The organism is Gilliamella sp. ESL0441 (genome assembly GCF_019469185.1).
GTDB lineage: Bacteria > Pseudomonadota > Gammaproteobacteria > Enterobacterales > Orbaceae > Gilliamella.
On sequence record NZ_CP048264.1, the window covers coordinates 1,039,204 to 1,064,225 of the forward strand.

Below are 25,022 nucleotides of genomic sequence, written 5' to 3' on the forward strand. Positions count from 1 at the left end.
CAATGAACTCATCAATTAATGAAGCAAATCAGGCCATTATTGAAATAATTAAAGCGGCAAGACCGCATTGGGTTGGTGTTATTGCTGCTAAAGAAGTGATCCCGACTTTGGCACAAGGTTACAAATTATTACATGCAGGCCCACCGATTATATGGCAGGACATGACTGGACCAATGCAAGGTGCCTGTATTGGTGGCTGTTTATTTGAAGGCTGGGCGCAAAATGAAGAACAGGCACTAGCTTTGCTAACGACAGGTAAAGTGGAATTTATACCTTGTCATTCGGTTCATGCTGTTGGCCCTATGGGTGGTATTACTTCGGCAAATATGCCTGTTGTTGTGGTTGAAAATATTACTCATGGCAACCGAGCTTACTGCAATTTGAATGAAGGTATTGGGAAAGTCATGCGTTTTGGTGCCTATGGGCAAGAGGTGTTAAATCGTCATCACTGGATGAAAACGTCATTAGCGCCGGCGCTTAATGAAGCATTAAAATTATTTGAAAAAGGAATCGACTTAACCGCACTGATGGCTCAAGCCATTTCAATGGGGGATGAATTTCATCAACGCAATATTGCTGCATCGGCATTATTACTTCGTACCTTATCACCTAAATTAGCTCTGCTTAATCGTAGTAAAGAAGAAATGGCGAAGATTTTTGATTTTTTAAGTGTCACCGACCAATTCTTTTTGAATTTAGCCATGGCATATTGTAAATCAGTTATGGATAGCGCAGCACAGATCCAAGCCGGCACTATTATTACTGCGATGACACGTAATGGTAAAGATTTTGGCATTAAAGTCAGTGGACTGGGTGATGAATGGTTTACTGCACCCGTTAACACACCACAAGGACTTTTCTTTACCGGATACTCCCAAAAGGATGCGAACCCCGATATTGGTGATAGTGCAATTACTGAAACATTTGGTATTGGTGGGGCGGCAATGGTTGCTGCACCAGGGGTAACCCGTTTTGTTGGCGCAGGTGGCGCGGATGTTGCATATGAAGTATCAGAAGAGATGAGCGAAATCTTTTTAGAACATAATATGCAACTACAAATACCGTCTTGGAACTTTCAAGGATGTTGTATGGGATTAGATCTGCGTCTGATTGTAGAAACCGGTATTACGCCCTTAATTAATACAGGAATTGCCCATAAACAAGCAGGTGTGGGGCAAATTGGTGCAGGAACGGTGCGTGCGCCGTTAGCCTGTTTTGAAAAAGCGCTTGAGGCATTAGCGATAAAATTGAAAGTGTAATTTATGAATCAGGAACTTGCCGATTGTCATCGTACCGATAAACAAGCTGAAAATCAGCAATGGCTCTTACCATTCTCTGCCGATTTTAATCGGCAGGGACTTTGCCATACATCAAAACGTATTACGCAATCTATAAAGCCATTGCTTAAAAGTGCCCATGTACCAATTACTGTGAGTGACTTAACACTATTTAGTCTGCATGAACATACCATTAATCTGATTAATAATGCAAAGCAGCTTATCACTTTATACCGTTATGGTCACGGTTTGTCGCCAATGGGTTGGGTACTAAAAAGTGCTCAATTTGATTTAATCAAACAGACACTAACTCAACGTCATAAACCAATCGAACAATTAGCAACGGGTGACTTAATTATCGGACATATTCAAATTAGTGCGAAAACACACATCTGCTCTTTGCAATTACTTCCTTATCCGCTTACCAATTATGATAAAAATGGAGTTGCTCAATTATTCAAGCAGATCGATAATCCTACAGGATTGTTTGGCGAGTTAAGACAAAATATTACTGAAGAAAGGGCGCCTGAATTGTGCCAATTTTGTGACATAATTGACGCATTATTAAATGGATATTCTGATGATATTACCCCTTTTATTGGTCTAGGAGCAGGATTAACCCCCAGCTTTGATGATATTTTGATTGGCATGATTGCAGTACTATTAAGTGATCAGCGTTTTTATCGTCGATGTAACTTGTTACAACGTGCCATACTTAAGCTTGATCTTGATTCTTTAACGACAACTATTAGTGCGACTTTTTTACGTCATGCCCTGCAAGGAAGATTTTCATTACAAGTACTGCAAGTAATAACCGCACTCAATCAACAAAAATATCAACATCGATCTTTGGCTGAGATATCAAATTATGGTCATACTTCAGGGGCTGATCTGTTGCTTGGTATTTGGCTTGGTATCGATCGTTTTGTCATAAGGGATTGAAGTATGTTAGATACAGAAACCATGCGCACATTTACTAAAGTTGTTGAGTGTAACAGTTTTTCTAAAGCCGCAAAGTTATTATATAAAACCCCAGCCGCAATTAGCTATCGAATAAAATCATTAGAAGCTGAACTCAACACTCAGCTATTTGAACGAACCACTCGAACGGTTTCACTTACGCTTGCCGGTCAACACCTTTATGAGCACTGTAGTCAGTGGTTATTATGGTTAAATTCAATGCCCGAAGAGTTACAACAAATTCGTGATGGCGTTGAACGTAGAGTCAATTTAACCATTAATAACCTATTATATGACAGCGACGCTATTACAGAACTGCTAGATTATCTACTGGAAAAATTTCCTTTTACCCATTTTACGATTAATCGCCAAGTTTATATGGGGGTGTGGGATTCATTGTTACATGGAGAATGTCATCTTGCTATTGGGGCAACAGGCACGGAATCACTGGATAATATGATTAATATCTTCCCATTAGGCGAAATAACTTGGGCATTTGTAGCAGCTAAGCATCATCCTATCACTCGTATAGATACTCCTTTATCAAATGATGCACTGCGTAAATATCCTGCAATCAATGTTGAAGACACCTCTATTCACATGAATAAACGTGTGGCATGGTTATTGCCAAGTCAGACCGAAATCATCGTACCGGATATTTCAACTAAATTGGCTTGTCATTTAAAAGGGCTTGGTATTGGATTTTTGCCTCGCTCTTTGTGTCAACCCTATTTGGACACGGGGGAATTAATTGAATGCAAAGTGATTAATGAACGCAAACCCTCACCACTTTCGTTAGCATGGAAAAAATCGAATATGGGTAAAGTGATGAATGAAATCGTCAATTTGTTTAAATATCATCATCCTATTGCGCTTCGTTTTTTAAAAAACATTGATAAAAAAAGGTAATCCAATTCGTTCTTAAAGTAGACATTGTTAATTAACAAATTTGATATTAATAAAGGAAAAATAATATGTTAGACCTAGATAAGTATGATCAAATTAATCCGCCAATGCGTTTACTCATGGGACCGGGGCCAATTAATGCCGATCCAAGAGTGACCCGTGCTATGGCTGCGCCATTAATTGGTCAATTTGATCCAGTTATGACGGATTATATGAATCAAACAATGGCACTGTATCGAGATATTTTCAAAACCACCAATGAGCAAACTTTTGTGATTGATGGCACAGCACGAGCAGGAATTGAAGCGGTCTTAATCTCAACGATTCGTCCGGGTGATAAAGTTTTGGTACCGGTTTTTGGTCGGTTTGGATTATTGCTATGCGAGATTGCCCATCGTTGTCGGGCACAAGTCCACACGATTGAAGTACCATGGGGTGAAGTGTTTGATCCTAATGTGATTGAAGATGCGATCAAAAAAGTGAAACCGAGATTATTACTTTGTGTTCAGGGCGATACTTCGACAACGTTACTTCAACCGCTTGATAAAATCGGTGAAATTTGTCGCCGACATGGTGTGTTGTCGTATGTTGATGCGACAGCTTCAATCGTCGGTAATACTTTGGAAGTGGATAAATGGCAACTCGATGGGGTATCAGTCAGTTTACAAAAATGTTTAAGTGGCCCACCGGGTGTTGCACCATTAACCTTAAGTCCTGCGATGGTCGACGTTATTCAAGCTCGCAAATGCGTTGAATTAGGCATTCGTGCAGAGGGTGATACCAGTGGCAATGACGAAATCATCTATTCTAACTATTTTGACATCGATATGATCATCCGCTATTGGGGGGTGGAACGCATTAATCATCACACAGAAGCAACTTCGATGCTTTACGCTGCAAGAGAGTGTGCCCGTATTGTGTTACAAGAAGGACTAGATAATGTTATTGAACGTCATCGTATTAATGGCGAGGCAATGGTCGCAGGTTTGCAAGCGATGGGGCTTAAACTTTTTGGCGATCTTAAATACAAAATGAATAATGTGGTTGGGGTTATGCGTCCTGAAAATATCGACGACCAACAAGTTCGTAACCTAATGCTGAATGATTTCGGTATCGAAATAGGGGCATCTTTTGGCCCACTTAAAGGGAATGTTTGGCGCATTGGCACAATGGGATATAACGCCAGAAAACAGTGTGTTTTACAAACCTTGACCGCATTTGAAGCCGTGTTAAACCGTCTTGGCTTTAAAACCATACAAGGTGCTGGTCTTCAAGCTGCCTGGAACATTTATCAAAATTCGTAATATATCGTCATCGTTATAAAGCTCACTAAGGTGAGCTGATCTTATGACTATTAAAAGTATTAGATACACCATTTATATCGAAAAGTAAGTTAGTTGTTATTGGTTGCAATAAAAGCAGATTATCAAATTAGCGTCTAAAAGCGTTGTGATTCGTTGCTCATTGATTTGAGTGATGGAGGACAATAGCCTAATTATACTTAAGGAAATGCTATGAGTATCTTAACAAATAAAGAGCCGACATCGGGATATCATCCTAAAAAGTGGAAAGGTCGTTATAGTATCCTGTTGTTATTATGGTCTGCTTGGTTAGTATCATTTCTCGATCGAATGGTGATGAATGTATCGCTTCCCTTTATTGGTGACGATTTAGGGTTGGATAAAATAGAACAAGCATCAATTATCAGTGCTTTTTTTATTGGTTATGCCCTTTTTCAAATACCGGGCGGGTATTTATCCGATAGATTTGGATCCCGTAAAGTCATGGCATTCGCCATCATTTGGTGGTCAGTTTTTACTTTTTTTACAGGTCTAATCTATATTCTGCCTTTAATGTTATTAGTCAGATTTCTGTTTGGTCTAGGAGAAGGCGGGTTTCCTGCTTCATCATGGAAAACCATTGCCACTTATTTTCCTACTAAAGAACGAGGTCGAGCCACTGCGATTCAATCTTCTGTCAATACATTAGGGCCTGCTATTTCGGTCATCGTTGCGGTGACAATTATCGAATGGTTAGGTTGGCGTGCCGTTTTCATTCTGTTGAGCCTGCCCGGATTAGTATTAGGTTATCTTATCTACCGTTTGATACACAATCATCCTGCTGAAAATCCCTTAATCAAGCCTGAAGAACTGCATGAACTACAAGAATGCAATGACAATTTTAATCCCCCTAATCATAACGTCAATTTGCGCAATAATAGCCAGTCGCTAGCGGATGTGTTGAAAATGCCTTTATTATGGAAGCTGTCGCTAATTTGGTTTTTATTTGATATTACTTTTTGGGGATTTACGACTTGGTTACCCAGTTATTTACTGGAAGCAAGAGGATTATCGTTATCTAAGACTGGGATATGGGCCGCTATCCCATTTTTATTTGGTGCAGTAGGTACCTTGATCGGTGGCTATCTTGCCGATAAATTTGTACAACGACTCAAAATTATTTATGGCGTTACCGCAATCTTATCTGCTAGTTTTTTATTTCTCATGTTTAACGTTGAAAATCTTGATGCAGCCATTGCTTTTCAATGTATTTCAGCGTTGTTTATGTTTATTGCCTTTGCTATTTTTTGGGGAATGTTAATGCAACTTATTCCAACGGTCATTATGGGTAAAGCTTCCAGTATCGTTAATTTTGGCGGACAAGTTGCCGGAATCATTTCACCCTTTATCATCGGTTTTTTAATTGAAAAATCAGATGGTGGATACCAAAATGGTTTTTTATTTATGGTGCTATCACTGATTGCATCGGCAATTTTAACGCTATTCATTCAAAAAATAACACGTTAAAAAAGTAGAGCAATGCGCTGCTTTTTGTTATTGCTATTCAATTAATTAATATGGTTGCCATAAGGTTTGATTAAACAAGTGGAATAAAAATAGTCAGAATAACTAAGAAGAAATCTATAAGATTAACCTAATCGGAAAAGTAAAATTATTTTATTTTCTCTAAAAATCATCGTATTGTAAAAGAGATAAAAGTATCTGCGAGATTTATTGATTACTATTTGATTCAAAAATAAGTCAGGTTAAAGTCACGCATTAATTAGTTAACCAATGAAAATAGGATAATTATAAAAGGAATGTTAGCGATATTTTTGAACGTGAATAAAAAAACCGTTCCAAAGAGAACGGTTTTTATTTAACTAAAACACCAGACTAAGCTTTATATTTTTTCATGACAATTGAAGCGTTAGTCCCACCAAATCCAAAGCTATTCGACATGACTGTCGTTAATTCACGCTCGGTTGGTTCAGTGATGATGTTCATGCCAATAGCGGCTTCATCCAGTTCATCAATGTTAATACTTGGCGTAATAAAGCCATGTTCTAACATTAATAATGAATAAATTAATTCTTGTGCACCTGTCGCACTTAACGAGTGACCAGTCATTGATTTAGTGGATGAAATCGCCGGGATATTATCACCAAATACTTGCTTGATAGCCCATAGCTCTTTAACGTCACCAACAGGTGTTGATGTACCGTGTGTATTAATATAATCCACAGGCACATCTAAATCTTGGATCGCAAGTTGCATACAACGCATTGCACCTTCACCAGATGGGGCTACCATGTCATAACCGTCAGATGTAGCAGCATAACCAACCAGTTCACCGTAGATATGGGCACCACGAGCAAGCGCATGCTCTAACTCTTCAACTACAACCATACCAGCACCGCCGGCTATAACAAATCCATCACGGTTGGCATCATAGGCACGAGATGCTTTTTCAGGTGTATCATTGTATTTAGTTGATAACGCACCCATTGCATCAAATTCACATGACATTTCCCAACAAAGTTCTTCACCACCACCGGCAAAAACGATATCTTGCTTACCGAGTTGAATCAGCTCAGCAGCATGACCAATACAGTGTACAGACGTTGCACAAGCTGACGTCATCGAATAGCTAATCCCTTTGATTTTAAAAGGTGTTGCTAAACAAGCTGAAATTGCTGATGACATTGATTTTGTCACCGCATAAGGCCCCACGCCACGTAACCCCTTTTCTTTCATACCTGCAACGACATTATATTGAGTTTTGGTTGAACCACCATAGCCAGCAATTAAACCAGTTCGAGGATTTGAGACTTGTTCAGGAGTCAATTTTGCATCATCAATAGCTTGTTGAAGAGCAAGATAACCATAGATAGAAGCATCATTCATAAAGCGCACGATTTTGCGATCGATAAGCCCTGTAGTATCTAATTTAACATTACCGCAAACATGGCTTCGCATTCCGCTATCTTTCATTTCTTGAGAAAAAGTGATTCCGCTACGTCCAACTTTTAACGATTCTAAAACCTCTTTAGTATTGTTTCCAATACTCGAAAGAATACCTAATCCGGTAATAACAACTCGTTTCATTTAATATTCTGCTCCTAAATTATCTGGCTTCATAAGAAAAATTGATGTGATTATAGCGTACACTTGTAAGCTGAACAATACCTTACGTATCTATTTTATTTGTTTTAGTGAATTTATTTATTTCAATAAATAAAAAAAATCTAGCAATTATACTTTCGGTTAGATCCATTATTACCCATTCACAGCTTAAGATTAAAGGCTTTTTCGATACTAAAATTACACTTTTCTGATTGTTTATTTACTTGCTAATTAAAAAGTGATTAGTATAATACTGTTCGTTTATACAGTATTAGGGGTTGGCTATGAATGAAAAGATGATATCAAAGCTTGAAATATTAGCTGAATCAGCAAAGTATGATATTTCTTGTGCTTCCAGTGGCTCATCTCGAACTAATAAAAATAAAGGGATTGGTAGTGCTCATCGCTGTGGAATATGTCATTCATTCACTGCTGATGGCCGTTGTGTCTCCTTGCTAAAAATCATGTTAACCAACTATTGCATGTTTGATTGTGCTTATTGTATAAATCGCCAAAGTAATGATATTCCTCGAGCAGGATTTACGCCCAAAGAATTAGCCGATTTAACCATTGAATTTTATCGTCGCAACTATATTGAAGGACTTTTCTTAAGTTCTGGCATCGTCAGAAGCCCTGATCACACGATGGAAAAAATGATTAGAGTCGTAAAAATATTGCGTAATGAACATGGATTCAATGGCTACATCCATATGAAAGCGATTCCTGGTGCCAGTAATGATCTTATTGTTCAGGCTGGTTTGTTGGTTGATCGAATGAGTGTTAACTTAGAAATCCCAACAGAAAAAAATCTAAAGTTATTAGCGCCCGATAAAGATCATCAAAGTATTTATCAGCCAATGCGACATATTCATCAAAACTTACTTGAAAATATTGAAGATCGAAAAAAAATTAAGTCTACGCCAAAATTTGTCCCAGCAGGGCAGAGCACTCAAGTCATTATCGGGGCAACAGATGAGACAGACAGCCAGATTTTACAACTAACGGCTAAACTTTATAAACGACCAAGTATGAAGCGAGTTTATTATTCAGGTTTTATTCCTGTTAATGGTTATGATAAAAGATTACCCGTATTGCAAGAAGTACCAAGAGTGCGAGAAAATCGCCTTTATCAAGCTGATTGGTTATTGCGGTTCTACGATTTTAGTGTCGATGAAATTGTCAATGATCAATATCCTGATCTTGATTTAACTGTTGATCCTAAACTGGCTTGGGCTATTCGAAATCCCCAATTCTTTCCAGTCGATATAAACCGTGATAGTTATCAAAAAATTTTACGAGTACCCGGTATTGGTGTTAAATCGGCAAAATTAATTGTTTTAGCAAGGCGACACCGTAAACTAAATTTAGAAGCGCTTAAACGTATTGGCGTTGTACTAAAAAGAGCCCAATTTTTTATTATTTGCCATGAAATGCGAAAATTTAAATTGCTAGATTCATCCGAAGAGTATATTCGGCTTTCCTTGCAAGAAAAACCGTTGCTTGAAGTCAAAAACGATCATATTCCTCAGCAATTAGTGATGGGTTGGTAAATCATGTTAGCTTTTCAATATGATAAGAGTTTTGAAGGATTGCTATGCGCAGTGTTTGATGCGTTTGAGCAAAAAAAGATGCCCGATTGTTTGTTGGCGCATAATGAGCTTGTGCCTTTGTTAGTATCCGATACGCATCATGTGGAACTGCGTAACAGTAAATATGAACGGGTACAAGCAGCCTTGAACAAAAAGTTATCTCACGTTGCGCTTAATCAATTAAAGTATGTTTGGCTTTCTGAATTACCAGAAAGTGATTTTGTTATTTTTCGTTATATCTGTAAAGTTTTCAAATCAAAGCATGCTATTGAAACCGATTTTGGTGATCCTGATGTACTAACCGTTCATGACATAGCTAAAAAAGTGAGTCGGGAACGGCATCATTTAATGCAATTTGTTCGCTTCAATACAATTGAAAACCCAATTGATAATCTCAATGAGAGACAAAGTGAAAAGATCTATTTTTCGGTTATTGCTCCTATCTATAACGCCTTGCCTTTAGTCTTAAATTTTTTTAAAGATCGTTATGCCGATCAGAAATGGGCGATTTACGATGAAAAACGTAAATATGGTTACTTTTATGATCTCGACAAACTTGAAAAAATTTCTTTGGTTGATCATGATGAGTTGATCGTAGATAGTCAAGTGAATCAACAGTATCTCACCAAAGATGAAAAACTGTTTCAAACCCTATGGCATCGTTACTTTAATGCGTTATCTATTAAAGAAAGAGAAAATCCTAAATTACAACGTCAACAAATGCCAAAACGATTTTGGCACAATTTACCTGAAATGAAGGGCAAATAAAAAACCGCTATTTAAACAGCGGTTTTGTATTTATATATTATGATGAAACAAGTTATTGTGAATCGATATCATTAATAAAGCTATCGATACTTTCTTCACGTTTTTGTTGTTTCTTTTGGTCGACCTTTCCACCTGAAGCATTAAAATCATTACGTTGGAAGTAAGCATTACGCATAAAGTTATAAGGATCATCACTATTTTTTATCAGATCTTCATATTCAATAGCCGCAGCACGAGCCTCAATACCATCAAATACTCCTCGTGCTAATGCCCATTGCCAATCTAACCATGCTAAAGGTGGATAAAGCGTATCGACTAAGTCGCCACCTTCTTGTCTAAGTGTCGCAGAGCCATAGAAAGGTAGAACTACATATGGGCCATAAGGTACTTCGTAGTGACCAAGTACATCACCAAAAGAGCGTTTATTCCCTTTTTGTAATTGAGGATCGGCTAAACTTGCCACATCAAATAAGCCCGCAAAACCAAAAACAGTGTTTAAAAAGAATCTTGCTAAATGTTTACCTGCTTGTTGAACCTCACCTTGTAGAAGGTTATTTACCATTGAAGCTGGTTCAGAAAGATTCGAAGAAAAGTTTACAAATCCTTTACGAATTGGCGAAGGAACATGATCTTTCCAAACGACAGCAGCCGGACGCAAAATATAAGGATCTAATGCATAGTAGTTGACGTTAAACATTGCTTTATTAAATCCAGATAGCGGATCACTGTATGAATTGCTTTCAGGATCATATGATGCGCAACTTGTAAGCGTCATAACAGAGAAGAGCATAGCAATTATTTTTTTCTTCATAGGATTTTCAACTAAAAATAATTCAGGTTATTGATTTCGTTATTGTATCATGTTTACACATAATACAAAATTTTTCGTTATTTAAATGGCATTATTTTTTTAAATTTATTAAAATAAACGCCCTTTATGACCTCATAGTTAAATGGATATAACGAGCCCCTCCTAAGGGCTAGTTGCAGGTTCGATTCCTGCTGGGGTCGAATATATTTCTAAAACTTTCATTCAATAATAGCAATTAAAAAAACCATATAATCAATAAGTTAATGACTTGTCATACTCTATCTTGAATCGTTTATCATTAATTTGTTGGGTGTACTTTATTAAATTTTTGTTACCTCTACAACTATAATTATCATGTTAAAATTTTAAAATCTATAATAATTTGCTCATATTGCATCAATTTAACGTGTATGAAAAAAGAAGATTATTGTCAGTTTCTTGATATTATGAAGATTTTATTGAATGATTGCGCTATTGAATAAGCTTTATTGAGCGATACGCTGGTTTAGAAAAAATTTTCTTATGAGTGGATTGGAAAAAAGATTATTTTACTAATCATTTTTATACACTGTCTTGACCAACCTCAGGATGCTTTTTCGTCTTTTTTAGCTTGTATTAGGCTCTGTTTAAGTAAGTCATCTTCTTATCGGACAATTAGTTTTATACGATCGATCCGAACTATTTTTATCTTGTATGGGGGGATCTTTAGTGGATTATATTTCTGACATGAACCCATTTAAAAATAGGTACTATAAAGTCTAATGCTTTAAAGTGAAGCAACACTAGCAACATCTTTTATCATAATCATTAAATGGTTTATTGTTATGATTTTAATGTCAGGGGACATAATATTATTGAACATTTATTTCACTGCTATGAATAAGGTAATATTTAGGTAATTTAAGATTTGCACACTAACGTTATTTAATTTTAATTTAATAGGATTGATTACTAACTTTCTTAATAATCCTAATAATACTTTCTGTGAGAATAGATAATCAGAAAAGAAACATATCTAATATAAAAATTAACTTTACAAACTATCTAGTTTTTTAAATTAGAGTAAAGTTTAAAAATCTAGCAATTTATCCCTATGTATATAGGGAACACTGTGGTAATTTGAGCTTGATTACAATTTGCCATAAATATAAGCGGTAGTATAAAGATGATTCTAGGTATTAATTTCAATGTATTCACCTTTCTAATTTTTTTCTCTGTTTTACTATAAACTAATTTTTACGCATATATGCTCCTGTTTGAGCTTTAAGTGATTCATTTTTTGGTTCAATTGGATTTTCTCCCCTAATCCAGCCAACCATAGTATCTCGGTCATCGAAATCGTTAATTTGAATGCTCGTACTTAAGTATCGATCGGGTAAGTGATAGCAGTAATAGTGTAAATCAAATTTTTCTCGATACTCTCTTTCCATTTTCTCGCTCATTAAATTATCTTCTAAATATTGGCTGTTTTTTTCGTGAAAATCTTCTATTGCACTTTTAACCCATTTCGTAGGTGCCTTTATTTCTCCTGTATAAGAATAGATAGTACCGTTCAAATCAGTGATGATTATTATCCTATCTAATTTGACATTTTTTTTGTAGAAATAATAATCTTCATCAGCTAATCGAACTAAAATATAAGTATAACCAATCATCTCATCATCATCAGGTGATGTCATTTTTCCTAAAGGTTCTTTGTAGTATTTACCCTTAAACTCAGACAAAAGAGTATCGATAGGGACGGAAAAATCGAGGTGTCTAATATCAAAAGGTTTTCCACTGATGATTTTAGAACTTTGTGGCTGTTCGGCTTGATTGCATCCGATCATTAAAAATACTGATATACAAATTATAAGTTTTTTAAGCAGCTTCAATGTATTCTTTTCCTGAATTATAAATTTCGCTTTCATTAAATAATGTTAATGTGTTTTTTGTTTATCCCTGTGTATACAAGAAATACATTATATCGTATATATTGTTTTATATCGATTCCAGTTTATCCCTATGTATATAGGGAACACACCAAGAGAAGACATCATCGAAGCCGCATAGCCGGTTTATCCCTATGTATATAGGGAACACAGAGAGATTATAAAATTTATTATAAAATAAAACGGTTTATCCCTATGTATATAGGGAACACAATGTCGAGCTAATAACATCAATCAAAAATGACGGTTTATCCCTATGTATATAGGGAACACAGGGAATGCTAGTCGTACATTTTGGAGTTTTACGGTTTATCCCTATGTATATAGGGAACACTCTAATTATAACTCATTGTTTATTAATTAAAATAGGGAAGATAAAATTTCTACCGTTTCTTTTGCTGTCTTTTTAGACAAATGATGTTTTTGCATCTTAATCTTAAATCTATATAATTATCAATTAGTTATACTAAAATAATAAAAACTTTTTACGGTATCCATCCAGATGATTTTTCAACGCACCGCCAACTTCTGGTCATTACATGCTTCTTTTGCTTGATTAATGTTCTATGACTATTAATTTAGACTGATAAATTTAACCAAAAAAGAGTTTGGTGTTAAGAAGCGTTTTTCAGACTTATAATCGATCGTGCCCCCAACTATTTATAGAGACACATAAAAAACAAATGCTAAGGATTATATTTACTATTTATGCTGTGGATTCGGAGGAATATCGAATTAATTATATAAAATTTAACTGATTCTATTAAAATTAAAAAAATAATTGCTATAATTTGCTTCTATTTAACCTATTATTTTGATTTAAAAAATTCTGCATAGACAGATAAAAAGCATTTGTTCTAAGTTCATTAAACCTATTCTATTATGCAAGGAAGTTAAAATAACCTCATGAAAAAGTTACTTACAATCCTAATTTTAATCATGTCTATGATACCCTCCAGCTACTCTCAATCCATGAAAGATTTTGACCTTTATACCAAAACGTTTGACTTAAAAACATTCAAAGAAAAAATCAAAAACACTAATAGAGATAGTTATATCTATTATTTAGATAATAATATTTGCGTTTATCAATACATAGAGCCAGATCATTATATAAGAGAAATTATTGATCAAGAAGGAAGTCCTTATCGTATTGAAAGAAGATATTATCCTAATGGAAAATTATTTACAACGGTTAGACAATTTTACGGCTTTGATATTGGGGATTTTGTATCATTTTATGAAAATGGTAATCGCAAAAATGTGATTAATTGTGATTATCTGTATTCTTTTACGGTAGAGGATTTGATACAAAAAATGAAATCCTTATACGGCATTGATTTAAGCGTTAGAACAGAAGGAATTTTTGTTGCCAAACATCTAACTTCTCCTAAAGATGATATTAAACCTTTGTACGCCGTGTATTATTCCATAATAGAAAAAGATTCCATTTATCGAGACGGAGCTATAGTTAAAGATCGAACCTTTTATATAGACGGCAGTAATGGAAAGGTAACGATAGAAGATTACGTTGAATTGAATAGTTATTTAGAAACAGAAGGAGAAAAAAAAGGTTTGTACGTAACCGCTCGGTATTATACATTTAATGAAAAATGGAGACCTATAAAAATCATAGAAAAAAAATTATACTGGTATGGCAGTAAAGTGATGGGACCGGAAATTTTGGAAGAAAAGAAGATTTTCGAATCATACAGCCAATAAGGAAGGTAACCAAATTTATGTAATAAAGCTATATAATAGAACAGTAATGTAAATGTAAAGAAGATTAAGAATTAATAATTTAAAATTATTTGCTTATGAAATCTAATGGATTTTCCTTAGACGAAAAGAATTTTTTCACTAATATTTTTAACCGACTGCAAGACATTCTGGTGTTAATATCACATTAAGCTTAGATGTAAAAGTCAATGGTTTTAAACAACAAAGAAGAAGACTAAATTTTTATTAAGGAAGGAAAACTTGAGATTGATGAAAAATATTATCTACATGATTAGCCGTAACATAATTATATTACTGCTCACAAGTTTTATTTCATTGGCATTCGCAACAAGTAATAATGAAATAGAAAAAATTAGCTTGAAACATGCTTAAAATTCCACTATAAATAATTTCGAAAATAGACCTTATTATCTAATAAATGTAAAGAGTTATGCTGTTAATTTTGATATAAGAGTGAATGATTTACCTTTATTAAAATTTTTTGAAAAGTCTGGTGGAATGAATATGGAGTTTCCAATAAATACAGGGATATTGGAGTCTGGTGATCAGATTTTAACAATAAAGGTATACCCTCTCAAAGATAATAACACGATATTACCAAATAGTTATTTTTCATTAGAATTAAATAAAAAGATAGATGCATGGTCATTTACTAACAAAAGAGAAATTATTTTAAAAATACCTGATATGATAGTTCCTAAAGAAGGACTGCCTTATTGGGAGTTTCAAACCAAATTTAGCGTTTATGTCCCTTATCAATTAACAGGATGGAAAAATTCAGAATCTATTGAAAATACTGAAAATATTAAAAAAGAATTAAATATAGCATATGAAAAAATAATAAATGCTATTGAAAAGAAAGATAATTCTGCTTTTAGGTTATTAGTTAAAAATAAAATTTTCGAAGAATCAGTATCATTATATGAAAAACAAGATGACGAAATAACGCCTTTCCCAGAAGAAAAAATATTACCATTTACGAATTGTGAAATAAGGTTTTATGGTAATGGTAAATTGGCTAGATTAGAAGATAATAATGGTGAATCATGTTTAAAAAGTGAAATAATTAAGAATGGAAAATCTGTAATTTATACTTATCCATTATTTTATCATAAGCCAAAAAACTCCAGTGAACTAGAAATAATAAGGTAAATAAAAGAGTAGGAAATTTTATGTCAATGATTAATAGATATTTATTTATAATATTAATAATTTTTAATTTTTCTTGTAATGCAGGAAAAAATAATATTGACTTTAAAGATAACATAATGAAAGATAATGTTTTTTATTTTATAGAATATGACTACAATAATAAATGTGGTTTTGAAATATATATTAATGATATTTTAGTTAAAAGTTATTTAAAACCAGTGAATATTGATAACTACATAACTCCAATTAATCCATATATTATAAATTCGGGAAAACAAGAAGTTAAGATAATTTTATATTCCTACGACAATAAAGAAATACCTAATGATACTGATTTTACGCTAAAAGTATTTAGTGTAGTAAATAATGATAATAATGTTATAACTTCATCAAATCAAGGAAAGATAATTTATGTATTACCAAAACTTACAATAAATAAAAATTTAAGTAGTTGGAATATTATAGATTCTTTTGATATAAATAATTTACCTTATACCGTTGAAGGCTGGAAACATTCCAAAGATTTAACTAAAATCAATGATATTGAACAAAAAGTAAAAGATAAATTTTTATTCCTAAAAAGTACTATTGATAATAACGATTCAAATCTATTTATAAAAATGTTTAAAAAGAGTATATCTGAATCAAAAAGATTCTATTATTTAACTGATCAGCAAGAAAAAAATAGTATAACAGAAATTAAACAATTAATATCCAAAACCAATATCCATTGTGAATCCATTAGTAATACATTAATTAAGTTTTATGCTAATGGTCGATTAGTTACTTTGGAAACTCAAGATCAAAAACCTGCTTTAAGATTAATTGAAAAAGGAGAAAATTACTCATCTGAGAGTAATTTCCCTATTCTACTGCATATACCCGAAGGCTCTGACGAATTAGAGGTAATAAGATAAACAATTAATTTATAATAAAATTAAAGCAGATCGTTATTTTAAAATTACTGCTAATCCTAATTTCGATTGGGATAATAAAGTTGATTGGAAAACGGGAATTTTCAGGATTAATGGTCACCGTATACTATAGGGGTTTCAAGAAAGAGGATCTCATGACAAACCAAAAGAATTAAATCCAATTAAACTTATTCCAAGTTACAAGAACTCAACTGCAACAACCTATAAAATGGATTAAATTTTATTATTATGAATAAAACAATGAGTATAATTTTTGCTTTTTTATTATTAATTAATATCTCTTGTAGCAAAGCACAAGATAAATTGAAACCAATAATAAATTCAAAAACAATGAATGAACAACCTATCTATACTTTAAAAGTTACTTCCAGTAATCCGTATGAATCTTACATAAATAACATGGTTCTGGAAAAAGATTATTTAACTGGTTCGAGTGATAGTGAATTAATTATTAATGATCTTATACTAAAATCGGGAAAACAAAAATTACAAATTGTCTTATTACCAAATGATGGAAATAAAACGGTAGATAAATTGGGTATTGATTACCTAACATTAAGTATTTATAGATATAATAATGGATATTCATCTTATGTAGAACGAAAATCTACTTTAATTTACGAATTCAAATTGGATGATCCACATGTAGAAATGCCACTAATTACCAAAGAATGGATTTTCAATATTGATGTTCCGTACAAACTAAAAAATTGGGAACACAGCATAGATTTGAGAAAAGAAGATGAGGATAAATTACTTAAAGAAGTCGTAGATTATTATAACCATTTAGCTAATATAATTAATAAAGGCGATAAAAAATCTTTCTTGACCATTATGAAAGTTAGAAATTCCGAAGTCTTTAAATCATTCTATAATGATGCTGAATTAATTAAAGAAGATGAACGATATATAGACAATAAATTATCTAAAAGTATAGGAAATATACAACCGCTCGAAAATTATAACATTATGTTTTATGGAAATGGAAGAATAGTAACATTAGAAGACAAAAAAGGCGAAACTCCGCTGTTTGCAGAAGATAAAAATGATATTTACTCATATCAAATCTATCTCCATCGCCCTTATCCTAATGCACCATTAGAAGTAATACGATAGGTTAGTAATGAAAAATTAATCAATGTGTTTTTATTTAGTCGTTTTCAATTTTTGCGGACAAGAAAAACAAAAGTATGAAATAAAGAAGATTAAAATTTAACTAATTAACTATGCCATAAAGACATTAAGTGCTATAATTTGTTTTTCTTTAACCTATTATTTTGATTTAAAAAATTCTGCATAGACGGATAAAAGCGTTTGTTTTAAGTTCATTAAACCTATTTTATGCAAGGAAGTTAAAAATAAAATCATGAAAAAGTTACTTACAACCCTAATTTTAATCATATCTATGACAGCTCCCGTCTACTCTCAATTCATGAAAGATTTTGACCTCTTAACAAAAACGTTTGATTTAAAAACATTCAAAGAAAAAATCAAAAACACTAATAGAGATAGTTATATCTATTATTTAGATAATAATATTTGCGTTTATCAATATAACGAAGGAGATAATTTTATTAGAGAAATTATTGATCAAGAAGGAAGTCCTTATCGCATTGAAAGAAGATATTATCCTAATGGAAAATTATTTACAACGGTTAAACAATTTTATGACTTTAATATTGGGGATTTTGTATCTTTTGATGAAAATGGTAATCGTGAAGAAAATATTAATTGTGATTATCTGTATTCTTTTACGGTAGACGATTTAATCCAAAAAATGAAATCCTTATACGGGATTGATTTAAGCGTTAGAATAGAAGAAATTTTTGTTGCCAAACATCTAACTTCTCCTAAGAAAGATATTAAACCTTTGTATACTGTGTATTATCCCATAATAGAAAAAGATTCCATTTATCGAGACGGCGCTATAGTTAAAGAGCGAACCTTTTATATAGACGGCAGTAATGGAAAGGTAACGATAGAAGATTACGTTGAATTGAATAGTTATTTAGAAACAGAAGGAGAAAAAAAAGGTTTGTACGTAACCGCTCGGTATTATACATTTAATGAAAAATGGGGAACTATAAAAATCATAGAAAAAAAATTATACTGGTATGGCAGTAAAGTGATGGGACCGGAAATTTTGGAAGAAAAGAAGATTTTCGAATCACACAGCAATAAAGATGATTAAAAAATATAGTAAAAGCATATTTCAATTTGTAGCTAAAGTTAAGGTCGGATGACAAACCGTAAATAGCAATGGATAAAGCCAGTATCTAATATGACCACGCAGTTCTACCGTGATAAGCTTACGTTATATGTTAACGTAGAATCTGAATGCAAACTGATATTTTGTGATGTCCCCTTATTGATTAGATTATCATTATGAACCTAACCGCTCTATTTACTAAAAATATTAGATGGTTAGAGTGAAGTGACTGATATGCTCAATATAAATGAGTATTTTAATCTTTAACCTATCCAAAATAACTCTTCTCAACAAATCTTTTTATTCTAAATAAAAACTACACTGTAGTAATCAAATAACTTTTTTCGAGACTTATGTCACATAAATGAATTTATTTATACCTGAAGTTAACAAATGATAATATCATGAACTAATGATCATTTGGTTAAATTAAAGGAGAATATTATGAAGCCCATAGCAATTGGCGCAGACGATGCAGCATTTGAATTTAGAAATAGTATTGTTGAATATTTGAATAATCAATGTATTGAGATTATTGATTATAGTAGCGATAAACAGTCACATAATCCTTTGTATCCTGATGTTGCTCACGCTGTTGCATGTTCAATAAAAGCGGGTAAGCATGAGCGTGGTATCTTGATTTGCGGTACTGGAATTGGGGTAGCGATAGCTGCAAATAAAGTACCGGGTATTCGTGCTGCTCAATGCCACGATATATTTTCAGCTGAGCGAGCAAGAAAAAGTAATAATGCTCAAATTATGACAATGGGAGCAAGAGTAATTGGTATTGAATTAGCAAAAAAATTGGTTCAAGCATGGCTGCAATCGGAGTTTGAAGGAGGGGGATCAACGCCAAAAGTTGAGCGAATCAATTATTATGATGAACTTTATAGCAAATAATAGTAACACATTTTAAAACGACTTTTTCAAATATTAATGTTATAGGATAACAGTATGAATCAATTAGAAGAATTTAAAAAAATAACCATTGTTGTTGCCGATACAGGTGATATCGATTCCATTAAGCAGTTTTCTCCTGAAGATGCCACGACTAACCCTTCTTTAGTTTTAAAAGCTGCTCAACTTCCACAATATCGTTATCTGATTGATTCTGCTGTTGAGACAGCAAAAAAATTAGGGGGTAGCAAAGAACAACAATTAATTAATGCTTGTGACCAAGTTGCGGTTAATATCGGTGCTGAAATATTAAAAACGGTACCGGGACGTATTTCGACTGAAGTGGATGCCCGTTTATCTTTTGATACACAAGCTTGTATCGAAAAAGCCCGCCGAATTATAGAGCTTTACCAGCAAAAAGGTATCGATAAATCACGAATTCTGATAAAAATTGCATCCACATGGGAAGGGATAAAAGCTGCCGAAGTTCTCGAAAAAGAAGGTATTAATTGTAAGTTAACGTTACTCTTTTCATTTGCTCAGGCACGTGCTTGTGCAGAAGCGAATGTCTTTCTTATCTCGCCTTTTGTTGGTCGTATTTATGATTGGTATCAAGCTAAAAAAACGATTGACCCTTATATTGCCGATCAAGATCCAGGAGTGGTATCAGTACGTAATATTTATAACTATTATAAACAACATGGTTATAAAACAATCGTCATGGGGGCAAGTTTCCGTAAAGTTGAGCAAATTTTAGCATTAGCCGGTTGTGACCGATTAACGATTGCGCCAAATTTATTGGCTGAAATGCAACAATCAAGCGCTCCAGTAGTGCAAAAACTTAATCCTAATCAAACCGTCATAGAAAGACCTGCACCGATTACCGAATCTGAATTTAGATGGCAACACAATAGTGATGCCATGGCAGTAGAAAAACTAGCTGAAGGGATTCGTGCCTTTGCAGTGGATCAAGGTAAATTAGAAGAGATGATCTGCACATTATTATAATTTAGGGGAGCAAGCTCCCCATTATCCTCTTTTTGATAGTTAATCATCTGAATCAAATCTGCTGTTAAAGTCTATTTTTCTATTAGAAGTATCCCTCTATCTATCTTTTTGTTTAAAAATCTTAAATAGTCAAAATAATTATTTAATATCTTTAATATTTAAATATTTAGATCTAAGTCACAAATTCATGACAAAACAATTTTCTCAGCTAGTTTATCCGTTATAATCGAACAAAAGATAGGTTGTTAAACATTTGTTCGGAGGCTTCATGGTTAGTATAGTTTTAGTATCGCACAGTAGAAAAATCACCGATGGATTAAAAGAAATGATAGAAGAAATGGTTGATACAACCGGTGATGTAAAAATTTATTCCGCAGGTGGTACAGATGATGGTCGGTTAGGTACCGATTCGGTTGCAATATATAACATCATTCAACAATCTAAAAATCACCAAAATATACTTATATTTGCTGATATTGGTAGTGCTATTTTAAGCACAGAAACTGCAATTGATTTAATTGAAGATGATGATTTAAAAAATAAGGTCACTTTAGTTGATGCACCATTAGTTGAAGGTGCTTTTGTTGCTTCGATTCAAGCCATGGTTGATAACGATGTTGAAGGTATCTTAGCTGAATTACAAAATATTTAGAAAGAGAGAATTGCGATGAAATTTTTTCGAAGCTTTATTGGTTACGGAATAGCAGGAATGATTGTTATGTCCGTTTGGTCTCAGTTAGGTGCTTATGGAATTTTTGGCGGATTCCTCGCCGCAATAATTATAATTGGACCCATGTGGTATATGAACCATTACATCAATTTAACCGGTAATGAGGATGATGCCGCCTTTGTTGATATGGGATTAGCGATCGCTGTTTGCGGAATAATGCGGGATACTTTTCTTCAAGGTGGTAATGCACTTGTTTCTTCTTTGCCGACGATTTTGTTAGTGAGTGTTGGAGCAGTGTTAGGGGGGATTACTGCCGCATATATTGAAAAAGATATGGCTAAAAAGAAAGAATTTATTAATGAAAATCCAAGAGAACCAGGGTTAAGGCGTACAGATTTTGAGAAATTGAAAGACGCGAAAGAAAAAATTTTACGTAGCAAACAAATAAAAGTTTTCCAAAAAAAACGATGAATATGGGAATGTAAGGAGTGAATGGTTATGTCAATAAATTATGCTATCGCAACATTGATGGGTGGTTTTATCTTTCCATTTGTTATTCGAATGACTTGGGGACGCATGGTTGATAATTGGGGACCAATTGGTGGTTGGATGGCAGCTGCATTTGTGGTTGGAACGGTATGGTGTATTAATCATGGTATTGCCACGCCAATGATTACACAGAGTGGTTCAGTATGGGTTGATCAAGGGCTAGCAGCAGGGGTTGGTGTTTGGGTCGCATCAGCATTAACTGGAGGTAATAAACGAAAATCAATAAAAAATATTCTTGCTGCTGTAGTCTCAGGTGTTGTTGGTGGTTTTATATTGTCACTTTTTTTAGTTGGATAAGAGATACTGTAAGAATTTGTCGTTTAAAGGATAGATAGGGGTTATAAAATGAGAAGATTAATAAATGATGGGTATGACGTTGTTGAAGAAATGTTAGAAGGCTATTGCTTAGCACACAGTGAATATGTCGAACTTAAAGAAGACTGTCATCGTGTTGTGGTAAGTAAAAAGATCAGTAAAGAACCCCGAGTAAGAATAATCATTGGTGGTGGGTCGGGACATGAACCTGCTTTTTTAGGTTATGTGGGTCAAGATTTTGCTGATGCAGCAGCGGTTGGTAATGTTAATACTTCCCCTTCTCCGGAATATTGTTATGAGGCGGTAAAAGCGGTTGATTCAGGTAAAGGATGCCTGTTTGTTTATGGTAATTATGCTGGTGATGTCATGAACTTTGATATGGCAGTTGAACTAGCAGCAGATGAGGGTATTCGTGTTGAAACGGTAACTGTGACGGATGATATTTATTCATCTAAAAACATCAGTGACCGCCGAGGAGTCGCTGGCGATGTATTTGTATTCAAAGTTGCCGCGAGTGCTGCCGCAAAAGGTTATGATTTAGATAAAGTTAAAGCACTTACTCAAAAAGCAAATGCAAATACTTATTCTATGGGCGTTGCATTGTCATCTTGTACTTTACCTGTGACGGGTGAACCCATATTCGAAATGCATGATGGCGATATGGAAGTCGGTATGGGAATTCATGGTGAACCCGGTATTGAAAGAACTAAATTAGCAAAAGCCGATTTTGTCGTTAGCCAATTAGTTGACCATTTGCTACAAGAATCAAAAATACAATCGGGTGACGAAGTACAACTACTTATTAATGGATTAGGGGGCTTAGCTTTGATGGATCAATATATCTGTTATCGAAAAGCTCATCTTTTATTGGCACAAAAAGGAATAAAAATCTATAAACCATTGGTGGGTAATTATGTCACTTCAATGGATATGGTTGGAATGTCCATTTCGCTTATTAAGCTTGATGATGAACTAAAACAGTTATTAGCTCATCCATGTGATGCTCCTTATTTTAAAATTACCAATTAAATTTCAAGGAGAATGTTGATGAGTGAACGGATGTTAGAAAAATCGTTTTTTATTGAGACCTTTAAAAAAATTGCGATCATGGCTGAAGAAAATCGTGATCATTTGAGTAAATTGGATTCGGATATTGGTGATGGTGATCATGGTATCAATTTGACCATTGGTTTTCGTGAAGTCGAAAAACAACTTCCAGCTTTGACCGATTCAACCGCAGATATAGCAGAATTAATGAAAAAAGTCGGTATGATTTTGTTGAGTAAAGTAGGGGGAGCATCAGGCCCTTTATATGGTAGTTTTTTTATGAAAATGGCTAATCATACTGTAGGCAAACAAGCGGTAACATTTAAAGAGTTTTGTCAAATGTTCCAAGATGGTGTAGAAGCCGTACAAATGCGAGGAAAAGCGGAACTTAACGATAAAACGATGATTGATGCACTAATTCCTGGACTTGATGTTTTGAAGAATTATCAAGCGTCCGATGATCCAATCACGACCTTACAAAAATGTGTTGATGAAATGAAAAAAGGTTCAGACAACACCATTGCGCTTGTTGCTAAAAAAGGACGTTCAATGCGATTAGGTGAAAGAGCAATCGGGCATCGAGATGCCGGTTCTGAATCAGCATGGATGATAATGAATCAATTTTTAGAACAATTGAAACTGGAGAAGTAAAAAAGTTTTTAAGCAATGTGTCGATCATTATTTAATTTCTGATAATGATCAGTAAGTCAAAAAAGTGTATAAGAGGTAATTACGATGGATAAGGTATTTGTGAGTCCAAACAGGTATGTGCAAGGTAAAGATTTGCTTACACGAGCTGAAGGGTATGTTAAACCTTTTGGAACAAATTTTTTAATTCTTGCAGATAAAAATATTTGGAATATTGCTGCTAATCAGCTTGCTGATTCATTGCAAAAATCGGGATTAGAAATTACCAAAGCTGTCTTTAACGGCGAATGTTCAATGATTGAAATTAATAGACTATTTGATGAATATAAGGATAAAAAATTTGATGCAATTATTGGTGTGGGTGGTGGAAAAACGTTAGATACGGCAAAAGCATTAGCTGCAAAATATAACCTACCAAAAGTCTGTGTACCGACGACAGCTTCAACAGATGCACCAACTGCGAAAGTTTCAGTTGTGTATACTGAAGATGGGGTTTTTGATTTCCTATGGCATCATTATAAAAATCCTGATTTAGTTTTAGTGGACACACGCATAATTGCCAATGCACCAGTAAGATCGTTGAAATCGGGTATTGCCGATGGACTTGCAACTTGGGTTGAAGCCAGAACCTCAATTCGTAGTTGCCATAAAACAGATGCCGGTGGAATAGCAACAATTGCTGGGGAAGCGATTGCCAGAGAATGTGAAAAAACAATTTTTGATTATGCCTTGTTAGCGGTAGAAGCGAATGAGAAAAAATTAGTTATCCCTGCACTAGAAGCGGTAGTTGAAGCCAATACGTTATTAAGTGGATTGGGGTTTGAGAATGGTGGATTAGGTGCAGCTCATGCTATACACAATGGTTTTACTGCTGTTTCGGGGGATGTCCATCATTTAACACATGGGGAAAAAGTTGCTTATGGCACAATAGCTCAACTAGTATTAGAAGGGCGTCCAATTGCTGAACTGGAGCGGTATATTGATCTATATATTAAACTCGGTTTACCCATTACCTTAGAAGAAGTTCATTTAGATAAAATTACTGAAGAAGAGTTTCAATTAATCGGTAATAAAGCAGTAGATCCTGTCGAAACTATTCATAGCTTACCTTTCAAAGTTACTGCAGATGATGTAATACAAGCTATTAAAGCGACGGATTATCATGTAAAAAACTACAAAAAACGTTTAGGAATTAAATAAACAT

Annotated in this window: 23 protein-coding genes, 1 tRNA gene and 1 CRISPR repeat array; of the genes, 21 read left to right on the top strand and 3 right to left on the bottom strand. The window is 34.0% G+C overall.

Going from position 1 to position 25,022, the window contains the following annotated elements; genetic code table 11:
* The first annotated feature begins 2 nt into the window (after nt 1-2).
* The 5 genes from GYM75_RS04585 (at nt 3) to GYM75_RS04605 (ending at nt 5,950) form a co-directional block, all read left to right on the top strand.
* Nucleotides 3-1,259 carry a DUF1116 domain-containing protein gene (locus GYM75_RS04585; protein WP_220216988.1) on the top strand — a complete coding sequence of 419 codons (1,257 nt, stop codon included), beginning with the start codon at nt 3-5 and terminating at the stop codon, nt 1,257-1,259.
* 3 nt (nt 1,260-1,262) lie between these two features.
* Complete coding sequence (locus GYM75_RS04590) at nt 1,263-2,219, top strand: DUF2877 domain-containing protein (RefSeq protein WP_220216989.1); 957 nt, start codon at nt 1,263-1,265, stop codon at nt 2,217-2,219.
* Between the two features lie 3 nt (nt 2,220-2,222).
* The gene (allS, locus tag GYM75_RS04595; protein WP_220216990.1) at nt 2,223-3,146 is read left to right on the top strand and encodes an HTH-type transcriptional activator AllS; all 924 of its coding nucleotides are present in this window, start codon (nt 2,223-2,225) and stop codon (nt 3,144-3,146) included.
* A 65-nt stretch (nt 3,147-3,211) separates the two neighbouring features.
* Nucleotides 3,212-4,447: an alanine--glyoxylate aminotransferase family protein gene (locus GYM75_RS04600; RefSeq protein WP_220216991.1), complete on the top strand. Its 1,236-nt coding sequence runs from the start codon at nt 3,212-3,214 to the stop codon at nt 4,445-4,447.
* Between the two features lie 210 nt (nt 4,448-4,657).
* Nucleotides 4,658-5,950, top strand: a complete 1,293-nt coding sequence (locus GYM75_RS04605; RefSeq protein ID WP_220216992.1) for an MFS transporter — start codon at nt 4,658-4,660, stop codon at nt 5,948-5,950.
* A 369-nt stretch (nt 5,951-6,319) separates the two neighbouring features.
* Here GYM75_RS04605 and fabB read toward each other — a convergent pair whose 3' ends face one another.
* Complete coding sequence (gene fabB / locus GYM75_RS04610; protein ID WP_065559433.1) at nt 6,320-7,531, bottom strand: beta-ketoacyl-ACP synthase I; 1,212 nt, start codon at nt 7,529-7,531, stop codon at nt 6,320-6,322.
* Nucleotides 7,532-7,833: 302 nt separating this feature from the next.
* Here fabB and GYM75_RS04615 point away from each other — a divergent pair, with 302 nt between their 5' ends.
* Together GYM75_RS04615 and GYM75_RS04620 are read left to right on the top strand one after the other, a co-directional pair.
* Nucleotides 7,834-9,099, top strand: a complete 1,266-nt coding sequence (locus GYM75_RS04615) for a putative DNA modification/repair radical SAM protein (protein ID WP_220216993.1) — start codon at nt 7,834-7,836, stop codon at nt 9,097-9,099.
* Between the two features lie 3 nt (nt 9,100-9,102).
* Nucleotides 9,103-9,906 (top strand): TIGR03915 family putative DNA repair protein, encoded by an 804-nt coding sequence (locus GYM75_RS04620; RefSeq protein ID WP_220216994.1) that lies wholly within the window; start codon nt 9,103-9,105, stop codon nt 9,904-9,906.
* Between the two features lie 52 nt (nt 9,907-9,958).
* On the opposite strand, the gene GYM75_RS04625 is transcribed toward GYM75_RS04620, so the two are convergent.
* Entirely contained in the window at nt 9,959-10,717 is a 759-nt protein-coding gene (locus tag GYM75_RS04625; protein ID WP_220216995.1) for an MlaA family lipoprotein, read from the bottom strand.
* A 128-nt stretch (nt 10,718-10,845) separates the two neighbouring features.
* Here GYM75_RS04625 and GYM75_RS04630 point away from each other — a divergent pair.
* Nucleotides 10,846-10,917, top strand: a tRNA-Arg gene (locus GYM75_RS04630).
* A gap of 1,029 nt (nt 10,918-11,946) precedes the next feature.
* Here GYM75_RS04630 and GYM75_RS04635 read toward each other — a convergent pair.
* A complete protein-coding gene (locus tag GYM75_RS04635; RefSeq protein ID WP_220216996.1) occupies nt 11,947-12,546 on the bottom strand; it encodes a hypothetical protein in 600 nt (199 codons plus the stop codon).
* A 102-nt stretch (nt 12,547-12,648) separates the two neighbouring features.
* A CRISPR array of direct repeats spans nt 12,649-12,983; the repeat unit is 28 nt; unit sequence GTTTATCCCTATGTATATAGGGAACACA.
* A 571-nt stretch (nt 12,984-13,554) separates the two neighbouring features.
* Between GYM75_RS04635 and GYM75_RS04640 the strand changes: the two genes are divergently transcribed.
* The 13 genes from GYM75_RS04640 (at nt 13,555) to GYM75_RS04700 (ending at nt 25,018) form a co-directional block, all read left to right on the top strand.
* Complete coding sequence (locus GYM75_RS04640) at nt 13,555-14,370, top strand: hypothetical protein (RefSeq protein WP_220216997.1); 816 nt, start codon at nt 13,555-13,557, stop codon at nt 14,368-14,370.
* A 471-nt stretch (nt 14,371-14,841) separates the two neighbouring features.
* A complete protein-coding gene (locus tag GYM75_RS04645; protein ID WP_220216998.1) occupies nt 14,842-15,540 on the top strand; it encodes a hypothetical protein in 699 nt (232 codons plus the stop codon).
* 20 nt (nt 15,541-15,560) lie between these two features.
* Nucleotides 15,561-16,457 (top strand): hypothetical protein, encoded by an 897-nt coding sequence (locus tag GYM75_RS04650; RefSeq protein WP_220216999.1) that lies wholly within the window; start codon nt 15,561-15,563, stop codon nt 16,455-16,457.
* Between the two features lie 246 nt (nt 16,458-16,703).
* Complete coding sequence (locus GYM75_RS04655; protein WP_220217000.1) at nt 16,704-17,591, top strand: hypothetical protein; 888 nt, start codon at nt 16,704-16,706, stop codon at nt 17,589-17,591.
* Between the two features lie 250 nt (nt 17,592-17,841).
* On the top strand, nt 17,842-18,666 hold the full coding sequence (locus tag GYM75_RS04660) for a hypothetical protein (protein ID WP_220217001.1): 825 nt from the start codon (nt 17,842-17,844) through the stop codon (nt 18,664-18,666).
* A gap of 462 nt (nt 18,667-19,128) precedes the next feature.
* Entirely contained in the window at nt 19,129-19,584 is a 456-nt protein-coding gene (rpiB, locus tag GYM75_RS04665) for a ribose 5-phosphate isomerase B (RefSeq protein WP_220217002.1), read from the top strand.
* A gap of 54 nt (nt 19,585-19,638) precedes the next feature.
* Nucleotides 19,639-20,589, top strand: a complete 951-nt coding sequence (gene tal, locus GYM75_RS04670; RefSeq protein WP_220217003.1) for a transaldolase — start codon at nt 19,639-19,641, stop codon at nt 20,587-20,589.
* A 268-nt stretch (nt 20,590-20,857) separates the two neighbouring features.
* Nucleotides 20,858-21,241, top strand: coding sequence for a dihydroxyacetone kinase phosphoryl donor subunit DhaM (dhaM, locus tag GYM75_RS04675; protein WP_220217004.1), 384 nt, complete (start codon nt 20,858-20,860; stop codon nt 21,239-21,241).
* A gap of 15 nt (nt 21,242-21,256) precedes the next feature.
* Nucleotides 21,257-21,730, top strand: coding sequence for a hypothetical protein (locus GYM75_RS04680; protein ID WP_220217005.1), 474 nt, complete (start codon nt 21,257-21,259; stop codon nt 21,728-21,730).
* Between the two features lie 27 nt (nt 21,731-21,757).
* Nucleotides 21,758-22,105, top strand: a complete 348-nt coding sequence (locus GYM75_RS04685) for a hypothetical protein (protein ID WP_220217006.1) — start codon at nt 21,758-21,760, stop codon at nt 22,103-22,105.
* Nucleotides 22,106-22,153: 48 nt separating this feature from the next.
* Complete coding sequence (locus tag GYM75_RS04690) at nt 22,154-23,152, top strand: dihydroxyacetone kinase subunit DhaK (protein ID WP_220217007.1); 999 nt, start codon at nt 22,154-22,156, stop codon at nt 23,150-23,152.
* An 18-nt stretch (nt 23,153-23,170) separates the two neighbouring features.
* Entirely contained in the window at nt 23,171-23,821 is a 651-nt protein-coding gene (gene dhaL, locus GYM75_RS04695) for a dihydroxyacetone kinase subunit DhaL (protein ID WP_220217008.1), read from the top strand.
* Between the two features lie 84 nt (nt 23,822-23,905).
* Complete coding sequence (locus GYM75_RS04700) at nt 23,906-25,018, top strand: glycerol dehydrogenase (protein ID WP_220217009.1); 1,113 nt, start codon at nt 23,906-23,908, stop codon at nt 25,016-25,018.
* Nucleotides 25,019-25,022: the final 4 nt, after the last annotated feature.

What these genes read in the sequence shown, in the direction of transcription:
- GYM75_RS04680 (WP_220217005.1), top strand. Translation starts at nt 21,257, where the DNA reads ATGAAATTTTTTCGAAGCTTTATTGGTTACGGAATAGCAGGAATGATT.
- GYM75_RS04605 (WP_220216992.1), top strand. Translation starts at nt 4,658, where the DNA reads ATGAGTATCTTAACAAATAAAGAGCCGACATCGGGATATCATCCTAAA.
- tal (WP_220217003.1), top strand. Translation starts at nt 19,639, where the DNA reads ATGAATCAATTAGAAGAATTTAAAAAAATAACCATTGTTGTTGCCGAT.
- GYM75_RS04690 (WP_220217007.1), top strand. Translation starts at nt 22,154, where the DNA reads ATGAGAAGATTAATAAATGATGGGTATGACGTTGTTGAAGAAATGTTA.
- GYM75_RS04600 (WP_220216991.1), top strand. Translation starts at nt 3,212, where the DNA reads ATGTTAGACCTAGATAAGTATGATCAAATTAATCCGCCAATGCGTTTA.
- GYM75_RS04660 (WP_220217001.1), top strand. Translation starts at nt 17,842, where the DNA reads ATGAAAAAGTTACTTACAACCCTAATTTTAATCATATCTATGACAGCT.
- dhaM (WP_220217004.1), top strand. Translation starts at nt 20,858, where the DNA reads ATGGTTAGTATAGTTTTAGTATCGCACAGTAGAAAAATCACCGATGGA.
- fabB (WP_065559433.1), bottom strand. Translation starts at nt 7,531, where the DNA reads ATGAAACGAGTTGTTATTACCGGATTAGGTATTCTTTCGAGTATTGGA.
- GYM75_RS04640 (WP_220216997.1), top strand. Translation starts at nt 13,555, where the DNA reads ATGAAAAAGTTACTTACAATCCTAATTTTAATCATGTCTATGATACCC.
- rpiB (WP_220217002.1), top strand. Translation starts at nt 19,129, where the DNA reads ATGAAGCCCATAGCAATTGGCGCAGACGATGCAGCATTTGAATTTAGA.
- dhaL (WP_220217008.1), top strand. Translation starts at nt 23,171, where the DNA reads ATGAGTGAACGGATGTTAGAAAAATCGTTTTTTATTGAGACCTTTAAA.
- GYM75_RS04685 (WP_220217006.1), top strand. Translation starts at nt 21,758, where the DNA reads ATGTCAATAAATTATGCTATCGCAACATTGATGGGTGGTTTTATCTTT.
- GYM75_RS04700 (WP_220217009.1), top strand. Translation starts at nt 23,906, where the DNA reads ATGGATAAGGTATTTGTGAGTCCAAACAGGTATGTGCAAGGTAAAGAT.
- GYM75_RS04635 (WP_220216996.1), bottom strand. Translation starts at nt 12,546, where the DNA reads ATGATCGGATGCAATCAAGCCGAACAGCCACAAAGTTCTAAAATCATC.
- GYM75_RS04590 (WP_220216989.1), top strand. Translation starts at nt 1,263, where the DNA reads ATGAATCAGGAACTTGCCGATTGTCATCGTACCGATAAACAAGCTGAA.
- allS (WP_220216990.1), top strand. Translation starts at nt 2,223, where the DNA reads ATGTTAGATACAGAAACCATGCGCACATTTACTAAAGTTGTTGAGTGT.
- GYM75_RS04650 (WP_220216999.1), top strand. Translation starts at nt 15,561, where the DNA reads ATGTCAATGATTAATAGATATTTATTTATAATATTAATAATTTTTAAT.
- GYM75_RS04655 (WP_220217000.1), top strand. Translation starts at nt 16,704, where the DNA reads ATGAATAAAACAATGAGTATAATTTTTGCTTTTTTATTATTAATTAAT.
- GYM75_RS04625 (WP_220216995.1), bottom strand. Translation starts at nt 10,717, where the DNA reads ATGAAGAAAAAAATAATTGCTATGCTCTTCTCTGTTATGACGCTTACA.
- GYM75_RS04585 (WP_220216988.1), top strand. Translation starts at nt 3, where the DNA reads ATGAACTCATCAATTAATGAAGCAAATCAGGCCATTATTGAAATAATT.
- GYM75_RS04615 (WP_220216993.1), top strand. Translation starts at nt 7,834, where the DNA reads ATGAATGAAAAGATGATATCAAAGCTTGAAATATTAGCTGAATCAGCA.
- GYM75_RS04620 (WP_220216994.1), top strand. Translation starts at nt 9,103, where the DNA reads ATGTTAGCTTTTCAATATGATAAGAGTTTTGAAGGATTGCTATGCGCA.